Here is a 13976-nt window from a genome sequence, read left to right as displayed (position 1 = left end):
GCGGGTGTCTGTCGTCCTCGTTAGGCTGACAGGGTGACGGACTCCGCAAAGCCTACCCTCATGGTCGTCGACGGCCATTCGCTCGCCTATCGTGCCTTCTTCGCCCTCCCGGTCGAGAACTTCACGACGAAGGACAATCAGCACACGAACGCCATCTACGGCTTCCTGTCGATGCTGGTGAACCTCATCAAGGCCGAGCAGCCGACGCACATGGCGATCGCGTTCGACACCTCCCGTCATTCGTTCCGCACCGATCAGTATCCCGAATACAAGGCGACGCGGTCGGAGTCCCCGCAGGAGTTCCGGGGTCAGATCCCGCTGCTGCAGGACTGCCTCGCGGCGATGTCGATCCCCGTGCTCACCAAAGAGGGCTTCGAGGCCGACGACATCCTCGCGACGCTCTCGACGCAGGGCGCGGAGCAGGGATACGACGTCCTGGTGGTCTCCGGAGACCGTGACACGATCCAGCTGGTCACCGACGACGTCACGCTGCTGTACCCGTCCGTGCAGGGCGTCTCGCAGCTCAAGCGCTACGACCCGGTGACCGTGCAGGAACGCTACGGAGTGCGGCCCGAGCAGTATCCCGACATCGCGGCTCTCGTGGGCGAGACGAGCGACAATCTCCCCGGCGTGCCCAAGGTGGGGGAGAAGACCGCCGTCAAGTGGCTGACGCAGTTCGGTTCGCTCGACGACCTGCTCGAGCGAGCCGGTGAGATCAAGGGGGTCGTGGGCGGCAACCTGCGCGATCACATCGAGGACGTGCGCCGTAACCGTCGGCTCAACCGACTGCTGCGCGACGTCGAGCTTCCCGTCGCTCCCGACGACCTCGCGGTCGCCCCGATCGACGCTCAGGCCGTGCGCGACATCTTCGCCCGCCTCGAGTTCCGCACCCTGCTGCCCCGTGTCTTCGAAGCAGTCGGCGCCGGCGAGGTCGCCGACGATCCGGCCGCGACGGTGGTGCTGCCCGAACCGACTCAGGTCACCGCAGCCGAGTTCGTCAGCTGGGCCGACGCGCAGACGGACGACGTCGCACTGCGTATCGTCGTGCAGGGCGGGGCACCGACGCGTCTCGGCGCCGCGACCGCGAGCGAGCTCCGCGAACTCGACTGGAACGATGACGACATCGAGGTGCTGAGACCGTGGCTCGAGTCGACGCGCCCCAAGGTGCTGCATGATGCGAAGCCCCAGGTGAAGGCGCTGCTGCGCCTCGGCATCCGGCTCCAGGGACTCGCTTACGACACCAGTCTCGCCGGCTGGCTGCTGCGACCGAGCTTCCCCGACAAGACCCTGTCCGACCTCGTCGAACGCTATCTCGGAGAGAAGCTCCCCGAAGCGGATCCCTCGCAGCTCGTGCCGGAGACCGAGGGCGCCACCCCATCGCAGGAGGCCTGGTTCGCGCTCCGCGTCGCCACGGCTCTGCGTGACGACATCCCCGAGTCGGTCGCCGCTGTGCTCACCGACATCGAGCTTCCGACCCTGCTCACCCTGGCCGACATGGAGGTCGCGGGAGTCGCGGTGTCGCACGACGTCCTCTCGACGTTCTCGGGCGAGCTGGCGACGCGCGCCGACCGCCTCGCACAGGAGGCGTTCGGGATCGTCGGTCGCGAATTCAATCTCGGATCTCCGAAGCAGCTCCAGGAGGTGCTGTTCGACGACCTGCAGCTGCCCAAGACCCGCAAGACGAAGACCGGATACTCCACGGATGCTGCGGTGCTCGCCGATCTCCAGGAGTCGCATCCGCATCCGTTCCTCGGTCTGCTGCTGCAGCACCGTGAGGCCACGAAGCTCCGTCAGATCATCGAGTCGCTCGACACCGCGATCGGAACCGATCACCGTGTGCACACGACGTATGTGCAGACCGGAAGCCAGACCGGGCGCCTGTCGAGCACAGACCCGAACCTGCAGAACATCCCGGTGCGCACCGAGGAGTCGCGTCGCATCCGCAGCGCGTTCCAGGTGGGAGAGGGGTACGAGTCGCTGCTCACCGCCGACTACTCGCAGATCGAGATGCGCATCATGGCCCATCTGTCCGGCGACGAAGGCCTCATCGAGGCGTTCAACAGCGGTGAGGACCTCCACCGCTTCGTCGGCGCGCGAGTGTTCGGGGTCGAACCGAGCGAGGTGACGTCCGCGATGCGCACGAAGGTGAAGGCGATGTCCTACGGCCTCGTCTACGGTCTCTCCGCGTTCGGCCTGTCGAAGCAGCTCCGCATCGAGCAGTCCGAGGCGAAGCAGCTGATGGTCGAGTACTTCGCGCGGTTCGGAGCGGTACGCGACTACCTCCGGGCATCTGTCATGAAGGCCAAAGAGGTCGGCTACACCGAGACCATCTTCGGGCGGCGGCGACCCTTCCCCGACCTCGCGAGCCCCAACCGCGTGCTGCGCGAGAACGCCGAGCGCGCGGCGCTCAACGCACCGATCCAGGGCAGCGCGGCCGACATCATGAAGATCGCGCTGCTGCACATCCACGAAGACCTCAGGTCGGAGGGACTCGCCTCGCGTGCGCTGCTGCAGATCCACGACGAACTCGTCGTCGAGGTCGCACCGGGGGAGTGGGACGCGGCCGAGCGGATCGTTCGGACTCGCATGGGCGATGCGGCGGATCTCACCGTGCCGCTCGACGTGCAGGTCGGGCGCGGGCAGGACTGGAACGAGGCGGCGCACTGATTCCGACCGCGCGTCCGTGACGACGGATGCGACCGCGAGGGCCGGCAGCGCCGGCGACGGGTACCAATATCCTGCGCCGGGGCGCAGGGCTACGCTGGAGGGATGACCTCTTCCTCTCGCACACCGTCTGCCATCGACAGAGTCGCCGATGAGTGGGTCGACACCATCGCGGTGCTCGCTCCGACGCTCGGCACTTACATCGGCCGGGACGACGTCAACGACCGTTTCGGCGACCTGAGCCCCGAGGGGCACGAGGAGATCGTGCGAGCGACTCGTTCGACCCTCGCCGCGCTCGAAGCGCTCGAACCCGTGGACGCGATCGATGAGGTCACCAAGACCGATCTGGCTGCCGAGCTGAGTCTCGACCTCGAACTGCACGATGCCGACTGGCACCTGCGCGACCTGAACGTCATCGCGTCGGCGGCGCAGGACGTACGGTCGGCCTTCGACCTGATGCCCACCGCGACGGCGGACGACTGGAGCGTCATCGCCACCCGCCTCGCCGCGGTCCCTGATGCGCTCCGGGGCTACACCGAGACCCTTCGTGCAGGCATCGCCGCCGGAGTGACCCCCGCACGCCGTCAGGTCGTGGAAGTCGCGACGCAGATCGATCGCTATACCGCCGACGACGGATTCTTCGCTGCATTCGTCGCCGAGGCAGCGCCTCAGGAAGGCAATCTCCCCGCATCGCTCGCCCGTACTCTGGCCGACAACTCGGCCGCCGCTCGGGTCGCCTACGACGAGCTCCGCAGCTTCCTCGCTGACGAGCTGGCACCGGCAGCGACTGAGACGGACGCCGTCGGCCGAGAACTCTACGCGCTCAACTCGCGACGTTTCCTCGGCGCGACGATCGACCTCGACGAGACCTATGAATGGGGCCGCGAAGAACTCGCCCGCATGGTCGCGGAGCAGACCGCGATCGCGAACGAGATCCTGCCCGGAGCCACCGTCGAAGAGGCTGTCGCCCATCTCGAGGCCGACCCGTCCCGCAAGCTCGTGGGCACCGATGCTCTACAGCGCTGGATGCAGGAGACGAGCGACCGTGCCGTCGCAGAGCTCGGCGCGACGCACTTCGACATCCCGGAGGCGATCCGGACCCTCGAGTGCATGATCGCTCCGACGCAGGAGGGCGGCATCTACTACACCGGCCCCACCGACGACTTCTCACGCCCCGGCCGGATGTGGTGGTCGGTGCCCGAAGGCGTCACCGAGTTCGACACCTGGCGGGAACTGACGACCGTCTACCACGAGGGCGTCCCGGGGCACCACCTGCAGATCGCCCAGGCGGTCTACAACCGCGCGGAGCTCAACTCCTGGCGCCGTCTGCTCGCAGGGACGTCGGGACATGCCGAGGGATGGGCGCTGTACGCCGAACGTCTGATGCAGCAGCTCGGCTACCTCGACGACCCGGCGGACAGGCTCGGCATGCTCGACGGTCAGCGGATGCGCGCAGCCCGCGTCGTGCTCGACATCGGCGTACACCTCGGCAAACCTCGTCTCGACGGTCAGGGCACGTGGGATGCCGACTACGCCCTGGACTTCATGCGCAAGAACGTGAACATGTCCGATCAGTTCGTGCAGTTCGAGGTCAACCGGTATCTGGGCTGGCCGGGGCAGGCTCCGTCGTACAAGGTCGGGCAGCGCATCTGGGAGCAGGTGCGCGATGCGTATCAGGCGGAGCGTGGCGCGGACTTCGATGTGAAGGAGTTCCACAAGCGCGCGCTCGACATGGGCGGGGTCGGACTCGACACGCTCCGCACGGCACTTCTGAATCGCTGAGGGAATGCCGCGCCGGTGTGCGCTGTTCATTCAGCTGAATAGAAAGGGCTGACATGAGCATCGAGTTCGGACTGGACACCTTCGGAGACATCACGAGAGGCGACGACGGCGAGCTCCTGACCGGCGCGCAGACGATCCGCAACATCGTCGAGCAGGCGGAGCGAGCCGACAGCGTCGGTGTCGACTTCTTCGGTGTGGGGGAGCACCACCGCGAGGAGTTCGCGGTGTCGTCCCCGGAGATGGTGCTCGCCACCATCGCAGGGCGCACAGAGAACATCCGCCTCGGCACCGCCGTCACCGTGCTCTCCTCCGACGACCCGGTGCGCGTCTTCGAACGGTTCTCGACACTCGACGCGCTCTCCAACGGACGCGCCGAGGTCGTGCTCGGGCGCGGATCGTTCATCGAGTCCTTCCCGCTCTTCGGATACGACCTCCGCGACTACGACGCGCTCTTCGAGCAGAAGCTCGACCTCTTCGTCGAGCTCCTCAAGGAGGAGCCGGTGACCTGGTCCGGCTCGATGCGCGCATCGCTCGAGAACGCGAATGTCTTCCCGAAGACGGAGAACGGTCTGCGCACCTGGGTGGGTGTCGGCGGCAGCCCCGAATCCGTCGTGCGGGTCGCCCGCCACGGACTGGGCCTGATGCTCGCGATCATCGGAGGTCCTGCGGGGCGATTCCGTCAGTTCGTCGACCTCTACCACCGCTCGATCGCATCCTTCGGCACGACGTCGCATCCGATCGCGGTGCACTCGCCTGGTCACATCGCCGACACCGACGAGGAAGCGTGGGAGGCCGCGTACTCCGGTTTCGAGGCGATGAACAACACCATCGGTCGCGAGCGCGGGTGGCCTCCCTACAGCCGGGCGCGGTTCCAGAACGACGTCGGTCCCGCGGGTGCCCTCTACGTCGGTTCTCCCGACCGGGTCGCGGCCAAGATCGCCGACACCGTCACGACGCTCGGACTCGGGCGATTCGACATGAAGTACGCCACCGGCACGCTGTCGCACGACTCGATGATGCGCAGCATCGAGCTCTACGGGTCCGAGGTCATCCCTCGGGTGCGCAAGCTGCTGGCCGCCCAGGACTGACGCGGGACTCGGCAGCGCGGCGCTCCCCTCTACGATGAGGGGATGGCCAACACCGCGCTGCCGAGCCGGGCGTCCATCGCCGGGCGTCTCGATGAGCTTCCGTTCACGCGCCGCCACCTTCGTCTGCTCACAGGATCAGGCGTGGGGTGGGCTCTGGATGCGATGGACGTGGGACTCATCTCGTTCATCCTCGCCGCACTCACCCAGCAGTGGGGCCTGACGAAGGCGGATGCCGGGTGGATCGCCTCCGTCGGCTTCATCGGAATGGCGATCGGCGCAACGCTGGGCGGACTTCTCGCCGACCGGCTCGGACGGCGCCAGGTCTTCGCTCTGACGTTGCTCATCTACGGCATCGCCACCGGAGCGAGTGCGCTCGTGAGCGGCCTCGCCGCGCTTCTCGTGCTGCGCTTCCTGGTGGGGCTGGGGCTCGGCGCCGAGCTTCCCGTGGCGTCGACGTACGTGAGCGAGTTCGCGCCGGCGCGCATCAGAGGCCGACTGATCGTCATACTCGAGGCGTTCTGGGCGGTGGGATGGACGGCGGCCGCACTGATCGGCTTCTTCGTGATCCCCGCGTCCGACGCCGGCTGGCGCTGGGCGTTCGCCCTCGGCGCGATCCCCGCGGTCTACGCACTGATCGTGCGCTGGGGACTGCCGGAATCGCCTCGGTGGCTCGCGTCGCGCGGGCGCATCGCCGAGGCCGATCGCATCGTCTCGGCGTTCGAGGCCGACGCCGGTGTCGAGCCGGGGCCTGCGATCAGACGCGAGCCGATGTCGCGGGCGATCGCCGTGACGACGCGAGCTCGTCTGACGACACTGTGGAACGGCGAGTTCCGCGTGCGCACCCTGTGTCTATGGGTCGTCTGGCTGTGCGTGAATTTCGCGTACTACGGCGCCTTCATCTGGATCCCCAGCATCCTGGTCGATGCAGGCTTCGATCTCGTCCGCTCGTTCGGTTTCACTCTCATCATCACGCTCGCGCAGCTTCCGGGTTACGCCGTCGCCGCGTGGCTCATCGAGGTGTGGGGTCGACGCACGACGCTGTCGGTCTTCCTGATCGGCTCGGCGGTCTCGGCCGTCTTCTTCGGCACGTCGACGACCGAAGCCGCGATCATCGCCTCGGGCATGGCTCTCTCGTTCTTCAACCTGGGCGCATGGGGTGCGCTGTACGCGGTCACCCCGGAGATCTACCCGACCTCGCTTCGCGGCACCGGCGCGGGATGGGCCGCCGGAGTGGGGCGTATCGCGTCCATCATCGCTCCGCTCGCGGTGCCGGTCGTTCTCGTCGCCGGGGGCGCGCCGGTGCTGTTCGCGGCGTTCGGCGCGTGCTTCGTGGTCGCGGCCGCGGCGGCGTGGGGCCTGGTCGATCGCGGCGGGATGGCGCTCGACGACCGCTGATGCGCCTGGTGTCGGCGAGCGGGAATAGGCTGTCGAGGTGACAGACGTTCGCTATGTGGCCATCGGAGATTCCTTCACCGAGGGAGTGGGTGATGTGCTGCCCGACGGCCGCGAGCGAGGCTGGGCTGATCTCGTGGCTCAGGGGTGGGCCGATGCCGCCGGCCATTCGATCAGCTATGCCAACCTCGCCATCCGCGGCAAGCTGGCTTGGCCGATCGTCGAGCAGCAGCTGGAGCCGGCGCTCGCGCTGCGCCCGACCCACCTGTCGTTCAACGGCGGAGGCAACGACATGCTGCGGCCGCGGACCGACCTCGAGCACATCGCTGACGCGTTCAGCCGGGTCCTGCGCCGCTGCGACGAAGAAGGCGTCACCCTGATCCTCCTCTCCGGAGCGAATCCGAGCGGCCAGCTCCCGATGGGATCGCTCGTGCAGCGGCGAGGCGACCAGCTCTCGGATGCCGTGCTTCGCCGCGTCGAGGGGCGCGACGATGTCGTGCGCGCATTGAACTGGCCCGACCGCGAGTTGGCAGATGCGAAGTACTGGTCCGAGGACCGCCTGCACATGAACGCCGCCGGTCACCACCGAGTCGCCGCACGGGTGCTGCAGGGGCTGGGCTACGAGCCTCCGTCGACCTGGTGGTCACCGACAGCCCTCACCGCGGGTGGCCCCGCGGGGCTCGCCTACTATCGAGAGTTCGTCGGCCCGTGGGTCAGGCGACGCGTCACGCGCACCTCGTCCGGTGACGGACGTGCCGCGAAGTACCCCGACTGGGTCGAGAGGGTGCCGCAGGCGTGACCGATATCGAGATGCGACCGATCCGGGGCGGGTCGGTCACACTGCATGATGCGCGCCGAAAGGTGGAACGCACCGTCAGTCTCGAGGATTTCGAGATCGGCGTCTTCCCGATCACCGAGGAGCAGCTGGCGGAGATCCTTCCGATCTCCTCACGCCATCCCCGTCGACCGGCCGCGGACCTGAGCTGGTTGCGCGCGATCCACTTCTGCAACGCCGCATCGGAGTGGGAGGGATTCGACCCGGTCTACCGATTCGACGGCGAGGACGTCACCTGGGACGTGACCGGAGAGGGCTATCGTCTCCCGACTGAAGCCGAATGGGAGTACGCGTGCCGGGCAGGGTCGACGGGGCCGCACTATGCACCTCTCGCCGAGGCCGCGTGGACGAGTGCCGACGGTGTGTCGGCTCCCCAGGAGGTCGGCGGCAAGCTGCCCAACCTCAACGGGCTGTTCGACATGCTCGGCAACGTGTGGGAGTGGTGCTGGGATCTGCTGGATCCCGCGCGATACGACGACTATCGCGTGTTCCGCGGGGGCGGCTTCGCAGACGATTCGTGGAGCGTCCGCGCCTCGGTGCGTCGCGGGGGAGGACCCCGCATGCACCATGAGGACGTCGGGCTTCGAGTCGCGCGCGGCGCGTATGAGACTCCGGGAGAAGCTCAGGGGTGGTCGACGCGCGCCGACCAGGAGAGAGCAGCGTTCGACGGCCCGGTGCCGTTCGGCTGGACGCCGTTGCGGCGCCCAGGGCGCTGAATCGCTCGAGGCCGTCTCATCGCGACATGGGCCTGATCATGTACCGGCTCGGTCCCTCCGGCTCGGAGAAGCCGAACTTCGCGTAGAGGCCGTCCGCATCGCTGGTGGCGAGCATGATGCGCCGCACGGTCGAGGTCTCCTGCAGATCATCGACGATGCCCTGCACGAGCATCCTTCCGATTCCGATTCCGAGTCCTCGTTCGAGAAGGTGAAGCTCGGGGGCATGAGCACCATCCGCGGATTCCTCAGCGTCGCCGCTCAGGATCCAGCCCCATCCGGATGCGGGTGCGCTTGCGTTCGATCACGATGAAGGTGACACCGAGGATCCACAGCGGGATGGGCATGAGGAACGCCACTCGGAACGCCTCCAGCGAGTAGGTCTCCGGCGTCCCCGCGCCCTGTAGGTCGAGTGCGAGACCGATGAGGAAGATCGCGATGAGAGCGGCGATGAAGCCACCGGCATTCGTCACTCCTGTGGCCGTGCTGAGACGATGCGAGGGGTTGTGCGTGCGCGCGTGGTCGAAGGCGATCATGCTCGCCGGGCCTCCCGTCGCGAGCGCCACGGCGAGGACGTAGAGCAGCCAGAGCGGAGCCGGTTCGGGCAGGGCGAGGACGGCGACCCATGCGACGACCTGCACCCCGACGGCCGGAAGGACGAGTGCGAGCGAACGCTGATTCGGCAGCCGACGCGAGAGGTCTCCGATGATGGGGCCCAGTGCCATTCCGGCGATCACATACACCGAGATGATGCCCGCAGCATGCGCCGTGTCGAGCCCCTGCGCTGCGGTCAGGAAGGGCATTCCCCAGAGGAGGATGAACGCCGTGCCCGCGAAAGGTGTCGTGAAGTGCGACCAGAACGCGAGGCGGGTGCCGGGGTGCGCCCACGCGGCGCGGATGCCGACACCGGTGTCGATCGCCGACGTGACGACGCGGATGACACCCGTGTCGGTGTTGACCGTCACGTCGGCCCCACGCTCCGCCGGGTGATTGCGGATGACGAGCGCGACGAGAATGGTGAACAGCACGCCGAGCCCCGCAATGCTGCCGAAGGTGATCGTCCACGTCGTCGCGTGCAGGAGTGCGGCGAGGGGCACGAGTGCGATCAACTGTCCCGCCTGCCCGATGATGCCGGTGAACTGGACCATGATCGGCCCGCGCTGCGCAGGGAACCACGTCGCCACGAGCCGCAGCACGGCCGGGAAGATCGCCGCGTCGCCGGCGCCGAGCAGGATGCGCGCGAAGATCGCGATGCCGATGCCGGGGGAGAGGGCCATGGTGAGCTGACCTGCAGCCATGAGCAGCATGCCGATCGTCATGATCGGGCGCGAGCCGAAACGGTCGAGCAGGATGCCGATCGGAATCTGCATTCCGCCGTAGACGGCGAGTTGGACCACGGCGAACAGCGCGAGGGTCGACGCGTCGGCCTGGAATCGATCCGCGGCCTCCACCCCGACGGCGCCGAGGGAGGTGCGGTTCGTGATCGCCAGGACGTACGCCGCGACGCCGACACCCCAGATGAGCCAGGCTCTCCATCCCGGGGCGGTCACGGGGGAGCGGGGAACCTGATGCACTCCTCCCACGGTACTCCTGGTCGCGACCTCCCCTGTCGCGCAGCCCGCCCTCTCGGTTGTCTGGCGCATGTCGGATGCTGTCGCTAGCGTGGCCGCATGACACCCGCACCCGTGCACCACGCCATCAACTACGTCGAACTCGTCGTCAATGATCTCGAGACGGCGAAGCGGTTCTACCGCGACGCCTTCGGCTGGGTCTTCGTCGACTACGGTCCCGCCTATGCAGGCATCGCGTCACTCACAGGCGACGGATCCGAGGTCGGCGGGCTGCTCCTCTCCGATCAGGGACGCCCGCCCGGTGGCCCTCTCGTGCTGTTGTACTCCGACGATCTGGATGCCACCCAGGCGGCGATCACCGAGGCCGGCGGTGCGGTCGTGCAAGGTCCGTACGAGTTCCCGGGCGGCCGCCGCCTGCACTTCCTCGACCCCAGCGGCAACGAGCTCGGCGTCTGGTCCTCACGCTGAGGGCAGAATGAACCTGTGACCGAACAGCCTGATCTCGACACACTCATACGCCCCGAGCGCGCCTCTGTCCGCATCCGGCGGACGAACCTGCACGGTTCCGACGCGGTTGCGGTGACCCATCTCGTGCGGACGTACCTCCTCCAGACCGAGGACGAGAAGCGGGAGCACGGGCTCGCAGTGCCATCCCCGCCCGGCACGCTGCCGCCGCATTACAGGCAGGAGGCTGATGACCCCGCTCTGGCGTACGCCGGGTGCGTTGTGCTCATCGCAGAGCTGGACGATCAGCCCGTGGGAGTGGTCGTCATCCGGCCGGTCGCCGGAGAAGCAGAGGTCAAGAGGTTCTGGACGGATCCGAGCGTGCGGGGACGAGGCGTCGGCGGTGCTCTGCTCGATGCCGCCCTGGAGGTCGCGGGTTCCCCTGTCCGGCTGTCCGTCTGGCATTGGCGTGATGCGGCGATCCGTCTGTATGAATCCCGGGACTTCCTGCGTGTCGAATCCTGGGAGGATCGCGAGGCCCTCGTGTGCATGGTGCGACACCGCGACACTTTGCCCTTGCGCTAACCGTCCAGGTGCAGAATACTTTGCTCTATGGCTAACCATGACGACGTGAACGGAGTGTTCCTCGCGCTCGCGGACCCGACGCGGCGGGAAGTGATCCGGATTCTCGGATCGGGTCCGGCGAGCGTGGGGGAGTTGGCGAAGTCGTTCGCGATCACGCTGCCCTCTTTCCTGAAGCACGTGCGCACACTGGAGGGGAATGGTCTCATCCGCACGACCAAACGCGGACGCGTGCGCACCTGCAGCCTCGACCGCGATCGACTCGCCACAGTGGGGGACTGGCTCGACGCTCAGCGCCGAATCTGGGATTCCCGTACCGATCGACTCGAAGTGGTCGCTGCAGGACTGGAGGAGCCCCGATGATCGACACGCTGGCGGCCGAGAACCCCGAGGCCCCGTGACGAACACATCCGGCCGAGCGGGCGCAAGACCCCTTTCTGGTCGCCTGCGGACGGCGCGCCTGATCCTTCGGCCGCAGACCGCCACCGATGCGACCGTCTTCCACACGCTCTGGACCGAGCGGGATGAGCGCGTGCCGGCGCACCGGAAGCTGGACGCAGCCGGACACCCGACGGCGTCCGACATCGCCGCGCACATCACCGATCCGGCCTCGGAGCGATCGAGCCTGCTCACAGTGGAGGACGCGGTGTCAGGGGAGGTTTACGGATACTGCGGGCTCGTCTTCGACGCGAACGGCAACGATGAGGAGCCCGAGGTAGCGTTCGAGCTCCTCCAGGCCGTGCACAATCGCGGATATGCCACGGAGGCCGCGACGGCGGTCCTGCGGTGGGCTGCCGAAGCGGGCTATCGCCGTGCGTGGGCGGGAGTCTGGGAGTGGAACGTGAGTTCGCGTCGCGTGCTCGACAAGCTGGGGTTCGTGGATTCGGGCCGATCGGGCCGCGTCAGCGAGCACGGTCGCACCCTCATCACGGTCCGCGACCTCGGGACCGAGCACACCCCGATCGAACGCACCGAGCTCGTCGAGCATCAGGATCTTTCCACATCGCAGTTGTCAGCGCTCGGCAAACTCTTCGACTCCGAGTACCGCGTGACGCACGGCGCCTGGAATCCTGACCGCCCGTACGGGTATTCGCCGGCGCATGTTCATGTGATGCTGTCGATCGGCCGGATCGTGATCGCGCATGTCGGCTTTCAGCGACGCACGATCAGTGCAGGCGGCCACGAGATCGTCGTCGCCGGAACCGGGGGAGTCCTCGTGCATTCCGACTGGCGCGGCAGTGGGGTCGGGCGACGGGTGATGGCGCGTGCCCAGCAGGCGATGCGGGACGACGCGCTGGTCGACTTCGGGTACCTCGGATGCCGTGAGGCGGTCGTGCCTTTCTATGAGAGCACCGGCTGGAGGCGGATCCGCGCGCAAGAACGTCACATATCGATCGCCGACGGTTCCGACACGACCGAGCCCTTCGGAGCTCCCATACTCATCTACGACGCATCTGACTCGCGATGGCCGCCGGGGGACGTCGATCTGAGGGGTACGCCCTGGTGACGCTCAGGCCTCCGGGAGAGGGCGCTTCTCCCTCTACTGGGGAGGAGCATTATCAGGCTCGCTATTATGCGGGCGGCATCAGACCGGGGGACGGTAAGCGGAGCTGACGAGCGCACACTCGCCATGTGACGTCGCGGGTATCGACGAAAGGAACGATGATGCTTCGCGGACATCACGCAACTCAGCGCGACCTGTTGCGCGGCATCAGAGGGTGAGGCTCAGCTGCTGTATACCCGTCATCGGCTCTGCATACGGAGCGCCCAGGTGGGTGCGCCGGAGCTGTCTCGTGGATAGTTGAGCTGCGGTGTTGACGAAGCTTGAGACTGGTCCGGCGAGTCGGTGACGGGCCCCTGATGTCGAGGGCGACGAGTACAGTCTGACCCGTGAGCGATTCCTCCGGCAAACGTCGCGTACGCGGTGTGATTGAGAGCGTCAACGGGCGCGCAAATGGTCGCGGTGTCCCCGAACTCAGTCAGGCCGTTCTTCGACTTGAAGACGGGTCAACCCTCGAGGTGCGTATGCCACAACCGCTGGGAGCGGAGCGTAATTTTCGAGCGCTTCCCGTCGCCTTCGACTTCATCGACTTCGGTGTGTGTCCGATCTGCCTAGAGCCAAAACCCCGCAGCCGGGAGCATGTCCCACCCCACTCCGTCGGCGGAAGCGTCATCACGATGACGTGCGAGACGTGTAACAACGAGTTCGGAAGCAAGTACGAGCCGCACCTGCGTAATTGGTACGAGAACGCGATAGGAAAGGTGCGACTCTCGGGTAAAAACCTACCCGGACTCCGAAACGCGGGAGAGTACCTCCTGCGCGAGAACACATCCGGCGGGTTCGTTCTCTTCCAACACGGAAGGCACGACCCGGCGGTCAACCAGATCATTCGAGAACATGAGTTCGAGATGAGCTACGTGCCTATCGACGCAACGCGCTCACATATTGCAGCAGTGAAGACCGCGTACTTAGCCGGATGCGTCGCGCTACGGCAGATCCCGAGAACACCGCACGCTGATGCACTGCGAACTGCACTCCTTTCTGCTCGAGACGTGCCCCGTACCCAAGATCTCACGGTCGACGACACGGTGACATCAATCAAGGTCGCGCGCTCCGCACATCAACCAAACCCGGGTGAAATCGTTCTGATGGCGTTCTCAGACGGATCGGAACCGGCGATGATTATCAGCTTCAATCGCGTCTTCGCCGTGAATTGGCCGCTCGACCCGATTACTGGATTCACTAGGCGTGTGGACTGATGATGGCACGTAACGATCGCCGGGGCGAGAACAAGGGAGCGCCAGTGATGCAGCCCACGGAAATCGTGGAACGCTTCGTGCTGCGTGCGCGGCGGGTTGCCGCGCACTCGCTCTCGCAGTCGAGGGAACGCCTCCAGGCGTTCGC

At 66.8% G+C, this 13976-nt stretch carries 13 protein-coding genes; 11 read left to right on the top strand and 2 right to left on the bottom strand.

Annotated elements, in window-relative coordinates; all coding sequences use genetic code 11:
• The first annotated feature begins 33 nt into the window (after positions 1-33).
• From polA to ASE34_RS09940, 6 genes are all read left to right on the top strand, one after another.
• A complete protein-coding gene (polA, locus tag ASE34_RS09965) occupies positions 34-2667 on the top strand; it encodes a DNA polymerase I (RefSeq protein WP_056278759.1) in 2634 nt (877 codons plus the stop codon).
• A 102-nt stretch (positions 2668-2769) separates the two neighbouring features.
• Positions 2770-4446 carry a DUF885 domain-containing protein gene (locus tag ASE34_RS09960; protein WP_053096084.1) on the top strand — a complete coding sequence of 559 codons (1677 nt, stop codon included), beginning with the start codon at positions 2770-2772 and terminating at the stop codon, positions 4444-4446.
• Between the two features lie 53 nt (positions 4447-4499).
• Positions 4500-5534, top strand: coding sequence for an LLM class flavin-dependent oxidoreductase (locus ASE34_RS09955; RefSeq protein ID WP_056278758.1), 1035 nt, complete (start codon positions 4500-4502; stop codon positions 5532-5534).
• 42 nt (positions 5535-5576) lie between these two features.
• Positions 5577-6929 (top strand): MFS transporter, encoded by a 1353-nt coding sequence (locus ASE34_RS09950; RefSeq protein ID WP_056278757.1) that lies wholly within the window; start codon positions 5577-5579, stop codon positions 6927-6929.
• 37 nt (positions 6930-6966) lie between these two features.
• The gene (locus ASE34_RS09945) at positions 6967-7725 is read left to right on the top strand and encodes an SGNH/GDSL hydrolase family protein (protein ID WP_056278756.1); all 759 of its coding nucleotides are present in this window, start codon (positions 6967-6969) and stop codon (positions 7723-7725) included.
• Entirely contained in the window at positions 7722-8477 is a 756-nt protein-coding gene (locus tag ASE34_RS09940; RefSeq protein WP_230100794.1) for a formylglycine-generating enzyme family protein, read from the top strand. The genes ASE34_RS09945 and ASE34_RS09940 overlap by 4 nt, the downstream gene beginning before the upstream one ends.
• A gap of 16 nt (positions 8478-8493) precedes the next feature.
• Here the strand turns inward: ASE34_RS09940 and ASE34_RS17805 are convergent, their stop codons facing one another.
• Both ASE34_RS17805 and ASE34_RS09935 read right to left on the bottom strand, forming a co-directional pair.
• Positions 8494-8643, bottom strand: coding sequence for a hypothetical protein (locus tag ASE34_RS17805; protein WP_157538187.1), 150 nt, complete (start codon positions 8641-8643; stop codon positions 8494-8496).
• Positions 8644-8722: 79 nt separating this feature from the next.
• Positions 8723-10048 (bottom strand): MFS transporter, encoded by a 1326-nt coding sequence (locus tag ASE34_RS09935; protein WP_053096080.1) that lies wholly within the window; start codon positions 10046-10048, stop codon positions 8723-8725.
• Between the two features lie 96 nt (positions 10049-10144).
• On the opposite strand from ASE34_RS09935, the gene ASE34_RS09930 reads away from it, so the two are divergent.
• From ASE34_RS09930 to ASE34_RS17570, 5 genes are all read left to right on the top strand, one after another.
• On the top strand, positions 10145-10513 hold the full coding sequence (locus ASE34_RS09930; RefSeq protein WP_056278755.1) for a VOC family protein: 369 nt from the start codon (positions 10145-10147) through the stop codon (positions 10511-10513).
• Positions 10514-10528: 15 nt separating this feature from the next.
• Positions 10529-11074, top strand: coding sequence for a GNAT family N-acetyltransferase (locus ASE34_RS09925; protein ID WP_230100795.1), 546 nt, complete (start codon positions 10529-10531; stop codon positions 11072-11074).
• Positions 11075-11101: 27 nt separating this feature from the next.
• A complete protein-coding gene (locus ASE34_RS09920) occupies positions 11102-11434 on the top strand; it encodes an ArsR/SmtB family transcription factor (RefSeq protein ID WP_056278754.1) in 333 nt (110 codons plus the stop codon).
• A 34-nt stretch (positions 11435-11468) separates the two neighbouring features.
• Positions 11469-12578: a GNAT family N-acetyltransferase gene (locus ASE34_RS17575; RefSeq protein WP_082586589.1), complete on the top strand. Its 1110-nt coding sequence runs from the start codon at positions 11469-11471 to the stop codon at positions 12576-12578.
• 383 nt (positions 12579-12961) lie between these two features.
• Positions 12962-13831, top strand: coding sequence for an HNH endonuclease (locus ASE34_RS17570; RefSeq protein WP_157538185.1), 870 nt, complete (start codon positions 12962-12964; stop codon positions 13829-13831).
• Positions 13832-13976 lie beyond the last annotated feature (145 nt).

The organism is Microbacterium sp. Root280D1 (assembly GCF_001428975.1).
In the GTDB taxonomy this organism is placed as follows: Bacteria; Actinomycetota; Actinomycetes; order Actinomycetales; family Microbacteriaceae; genus Microbacterium.
This window is presented reverse-complemented; position numbering and strand designations above follow the sequence as displayed.